The sequence below is a fragment of the Pseudomonas marginalis genome, assembly GCF_001645105.1.
In the GTDB taxonomy this organism is placed as follows: domain Bacteria; phylum Pseudomonadota; class Gammaproteobacteria; order Pseudomonadales; family Pseudomonadaceae; genus Aquipseudomonas; species Aquipseudomonas petroselini.
On the sequence record NZ_LKEG01000037.1, the window covers coordinates 522 to 5,455 of the forward strand.

At 58.4% G+C, this 4,934-nt stretch carries 7 protein-coding genes; all 7 read right to left on the bottom strand.

From position 1 onward, the window contains the following. Nucleotides 1-130 (bottom strand): biotin carboxylase N-terminal domain-containing protein (locus AO064_RS31250; protein ID WP_244159518.1); only part of this gene is annotated, 130 nt, incomplete at its 3' end. Nucleotides 131-147: 17 nt separating this feature from the next. After that, entirely contained in the window at nucleotides 148-570 is a 423-nt protein-coding gene (gene accB / locus AO064_RS13395) for an acetyl-CoA carboxylase biotin carboxyl carrier protein (RefSeq protein ID WP_064053647.1), read from the bottom strand. Between the two features lie 47 nt (nucleotides 571-617). Continuing rightward, nucleotides 618-1,964 (bottom strand): MFS transporter, encoded by a 1,347-nt coding sequence (locus tag AO064_RS13400; RefSeq protein WP_064053648.1) that lies wholly within the window; start codon nucleotides 1,962-1,964, stop codon nucleotides 618-620. Between the two features lie 239 nt (nucleotides 1,965-2,203). Continuing rightward, a complete protein-coding gene (locus AO064_RS13405) occupies nucleotides 2,204-2,974 on the bottom strand; it encodes a LamB/YcsF family protein (protein WP_064053649.1) in 771 nt (256 codons plus the stop codon). After that, complete coding sequence (locus tag AO064_RS13410) at nucleotides 2,967-3,908, bottom strand: 5-oxoprolinase subunit C family protein (protein WP_064053650.1); 942 nt, start codon at nucleotides 3,906-3,908, stop codon at nucleotides 2,967-2,969. Before AO064_RS13410 ends, AO064_RS13405 begins: the two co-directional genes overlap by 8 nt. Further along, nucleotides 3,905-4,684, bottom strand: a complete 780-nt coding sequence (locus AO064_RS13415; RefSeq protein WP_064053651.1) for a 5-oxoprolinase subunit B family protein — start codon at nucleotides 4,682-4,684, stop codon at nucleotides 3,905-3,907. Before AO064_RS13415 ends, AO064_RS13410 begins: the two co-directional genes overlap by 4 nt. A gap of 160 nt (nucleotides 4,685-4,844) precedes the next feature. Then, nucleotides 4,845-4,934 (bottom strand): hypothetical protein (locus AO064_RS31255; protein ID WP_244159519.1); only part of this gene is annotated, 90 nt, incomplete at its 5' end.

Genomic DNA, 4,934 nt, shown 5'->3' on the forward strand with positions numbered 1-4,934 from the left:
GTTCGGTATCGGCCGTCGAGTAAACAGCGACGGTCTTGATGCCCAGTTCTTTACAGGCGCGCACGATACGCAAAGCAATTTCGCCACGGTTGGCGATCACTACTTTTTGCAGTTTTGCGACTTCACTCATTCTGACCTCCGCGTCGCTCAAACAATTCTGAACATGGGCTGGTCGTATTCAACGGGCTGACCGTCTTCGACCATGATTGCCTCAATGACCCCACTGCAGGTTGCCTCCACGGTGTTCATCATTTTCATGGCTTCCACGATGCACAAGACATCGCCCTTTGCCACGGATTGGCCAATCTCAACGAACGCTGCTGAAGTCGCCGATGCCTTTCGGTAGAACACGCCCACCATCGGTGCCGAGATAACCGTCCCGACGGGTTTAGGCTTGACCGGAGCCTGCTGCAGTTCGGCTATCTGTGGAGCGTCCACCGCGGGGATGTGAGCGGCGGGTTTACTGTCTCGACGAAGGCGGACCCGATTGTTGCCTTCTTTGAAATCGATCTCCGCCAGGCCCGATCCTTCGATCAACTTGACCAGTTCTTTTACTTTTTCAATGTCCATGCTGCTGCAACCTTATGTGTGGGTTGGGGGCTAAACGAAGCGTCGAACTATCTAAGGAGGTTGCCCTTGGACGTTTCACGCAGCGTGAGAATCGCCAGCAAGGCACACACCGCAGCACCCGCCATGAAATAGCCCGGTACCAGTAAATTGCCGGTCTTGGTGATAATCGAGGTGACCACGTAGGGGGTGATCCCGCCGCCCAGGATGGCGCCCAGGTTGATGCTGATCGCCATGGCCGTGTAGCGCACACGCGTTGGAAATTGCTCGGCGTAAGTGGGGTAGCCTACCGATTGCACGATTGGCATGGGCAAGGTGGCGACAAACATCGCCAGCGCAGCAATCCAGAGGCTGCCGCTGTCCATCAGGATCATCATGGGAATCACCAGAATGGCGTAGCCCAGAAAGCCGATGCTCAGCGCCTTCCTGCGACCGATGCGGTCTGACAAACCACCCCAGAAGGGCATCATCGCCGCCATGCACAGGCTGATAACTGCAATCACCCAGTAGACTTTGGATTTTTCGAAGTGCAGGTAAGTTGTGAGGTAGATGTTCATGAACACCATCCCGATGAAGTAACCCGCATTCTGCGCAGACGCGAAGACGATGACCCGCAGCAGTGCCGGCATATTTTTGCTGAACACCTCTTTGACCGGCGCTACCGGAGGCTTTTCCTTCGCCAGGAAGGCTTTGAATTCCGGTGTTTCTTCAACGTTATGCCGCATATAAAAAGAGAACATAACCAGCGGGATGGACAGGAAGAACGGAATACGCCAGCCCCATGCCTGCAATTGCTCGGCACTGAGCAGCCCGGTGGTGATACCGCAGACAATCGCACCGGTGGCGCCACCCACAGCGACACCCAGCGGTGTGAATGAACCGAAGAACCCGCGTCTGCCGTTGGGCGAGGACTCGGCTACGAACGCCGCGGCGCCTACTACTTCGCCACCGGCGAAGAAACCTTGGGACAACCGCAGCAGCACCAGCAGGATAGGCGCGGCCAGGCCGATCTGGGCGGTGGTGGGCAGCACGCCGATCAGTGCAGTTGCGGTGCCCATCCCGATCACGGTGCTGAGCAGCACTCGACGGCGACCGATACGATCGGCAAGGCGACCGAGCAGCACGCCGCCGATCGGGCGGATGACAAAGGCAATGCCGAATACCGCCAACGTGGCGAGGAGGGCCGCGGCGGGGTTATCACCGGGAAAGAACAAAGGCGCGATGATGGTCGCCATATAGCCGTAGATACTGAACTCATAGTATTCAACTGCGGTGCCGGTGGCCGAAGCCATGGCCGCGCGCTTGGCAATGACGGCCGACTGCGTTGTGTCACCGGTGGCGTTTGCATCGACGTCGAGGTGCGGCGAATGCGTAGTTTCAGAAAGAACACGAGACATAAATACCTTCCACTCTGGCCAATGGCCAAAAGAGTTAAGTGGCAGAGGGTCCTGCCTTGAAAGTGACGTCCTGAAAACCGACAGTGCACGGTTCATCCGGGCATTCAGGCGCCCAGATGCATCCGTAATTGACTATTCAGCTTTCAGACGAGGTTTAAGCTCGGCAGTTAAAACGAGGAGGTTGATTCGCGAGGCATGGTTGTTTCCTTTTTATTATGGGTAAACGTTGTGGGTGTCACTTAAGTACGCGCACGCGCGGGCTTTTGAATGGTGATGCCTTCTTTGAGCAGTGCGTGCTTGATCGCACGGGCAAACGCTGCAGCGCCGGGCTGGTCGCCGTGTATGCAAAGCGTGTGTGCTTTCACTGGTACCCAGGTCCCTTGGGTGGTGCGCACTTCGCCCAGGTGCAGCATGTTCATGACTTGATCGATCGCATCGTGGAGGTTTTCGATCATTGCGCCAGGCTGGTTGCGTGGCGTCAGTGTGCCGTCCTCCTGGTAGCTGCGATCGGCAAACACCTCCTGTGCCACGGTCAAGCCACAGGCTTGGGCGGCGGTGGCCAAGGCACTTCCCGACAAGCCGAAAAGAATCAGGCCCGGATCAATGTCCTTGACTGCTCTGCAGATCGCATCGGCAGTGGGGCGGTGCACCGCCGCGAAGTTGTAAAGCGCACCATGGGGTTTGACGTGGCGCAGTTCGACCTTGGCGGCTTTGGTAAAGCCCAGCAACGCACCGACTTGGTAAACGATGAGTTCGTACACTTCATCCTCGGACAGCGTCATCATTCGGCGACCGAAACCTTGCAAGTCGTCAAAGCCAGGATGGGCACCGATTGCCACACCCAACTGTGCTGCCAGCGCCACGGTTGAGCGCATGGAACGCGAATCCCCAGCGTGAAAGCCGCAGGCGATATTGGCTGAGGTGAGGTGTGGAAGAATCGCCGCATCGTCGCCTGCGCGATAAATGCTGAAACCTTCGCCAAGGTCGCTGTTGAAATCTATTTCAGGCATTAAAGGCCTCCATCGCTTTGAGCGTGCGAGCGCGGGTGAGCAGCAAGGCTTCGGCGGCGCTCAAATCTATAAGAGAGAATCGCAACTTGTCGCCCGGCAGTAATTGCGCGAGCCGTGGCAAATCGACACTGGCTACTTGGGCGATACGTGGATATCCGCCGGTCGTTTGTCGGTCAGCCATCAAGATCAGCGGCTTGCCGCTGGAGGGCACCTGGACGGTGCCGAACGCGACACTTTCCGATAACAGTTCTTTGGGCGAAGACAACGCCAGCGGTGTGCCATCGAGTCGGTAGCCCATACGGTCCGAGTCACCGCTCAAGGTGTAGTCATGGTTCAAGAAGTGCACTTGGGACTCAGCGGAGAAGTCCTTCCATTCTCGCCCTGCGATCACTCTGATCTGTTCGCAGGCAACTGCTTCATACAGCCCAAAGTGCGAGCGGGGGCTGAGACGTGGCGGGTTGGCAAACGATGAGCAGATGGGAATCAAATCCCCGGCTTGCAGCGCGCGACCGCGCAGCCCGCCGAACCCGCCTCGGGAGTAAGTGCTGGTGCTGTTCATCAGCGGTTGCAGCAAAAAGCCGCCAGCTACCGCGAGGTAACCGCGGGCACCCTGTCGCCGTTTGCCGAAACTCAAGGTGCTGCCTGGAGACACCAGGGCTGCTACGCCGGGCTTGAGCGGAATCGCATCCAGCTCGGCGCCGAGGTCCGCGCCGGCGAGCGCAATCACAGCTTTGGCCTGAAAGTGCAGCGTCGGGCCCTGGAGGGTCATTTCCAACGTGCTGAAGGTACGAGGATTGCCGACCAGCAGGTTGCAGAGGGCATGCGCATCCTCATCCATCACGCCGGTCACGGGGACGCCCCAATGCTGGAACCCATGCCGCCCGGTGTCCTGGAAGGTAGAGAGCATGCCGGGTTTGATTACCTTGATGGTCACTTCGCGTTCTCCCGAGCCAACAGATCAAACTCATGACGGGTAATGGGTACAAATCGAATCTGGTCGCCGCCCTGTAAACGACACGGCGGCTCACTCAAGGGGGAAAACATCGGCAGCGGTGTACGCCCGATGAGGTTCCAGCCGCCGGGGAGATCAGCCGGGTAAATCACACTTTGTCGGTTAGCGATGCCAATGCTGCCTTGCTTGACCAGCGTGCGCGGTGTCGCGCGACGCGGCAGCGACAGGGCGCTGTCGTGCATGCCGATATAGGGATGGCCAGGCGCGAAACCGACCATCAACACATCCAGCCAGTCGGCCGTGTGAGCGGTGATCACCTCATTGGCGGTCAGGCCACAGGCGTGCGCGATACCTTCAAGGTCCGGAGCATATTCCGGGTCGTAGCACACGGGAATATCGAGGCGGGCGCCGGTCGTTGCGGCAGCACTGCGCGAATCCTGGAGACGCTCGGTCACAAGTGTGCAGATCGATTCGTAAGGCGACACACCGGGGAAAAGGCTGGCAATTGACTCGGGAGAGTAATGAACGCCGACGGTCACCATCGCAGAGACAACATCCGTGACGCCTGGCAGCTTGCCTTGAGCAGCCAGAGTGCGTAATTGACTGCCGACCGAGGCGGCCTGGCGGTTTAGGTCAATGGAAAATACGCTGCCAAATATCAGGATCACGCAGCGGTCACCGCAGGGCTCGAACTGCCATTCAGCGGGTGAAAGAGGCGCTCCTGGCGGCTCATCCAAAATGCGACTGAGGTCGGACATAGTGTTCTCTATCCTCATGCGGCAGGCTAAGCATCGGCCAGGCGCGTGCAGCGAGACAGAGAAAGCACAAGCTTTCACAGGTATCCGGCGCAACACAGCAAGGCTTCACGGCTTGAGAGTGCGCCGTCGCTCTAATGGCGACGGTCGCTTGAACAACAGATTACTTGGCGAACAGCTGGCTCATATCCTTGAACGCCTTGAACTCCAGCGCGTTGCCGCACGGGTCGAACAGGAACATGGTGGCTTGCTC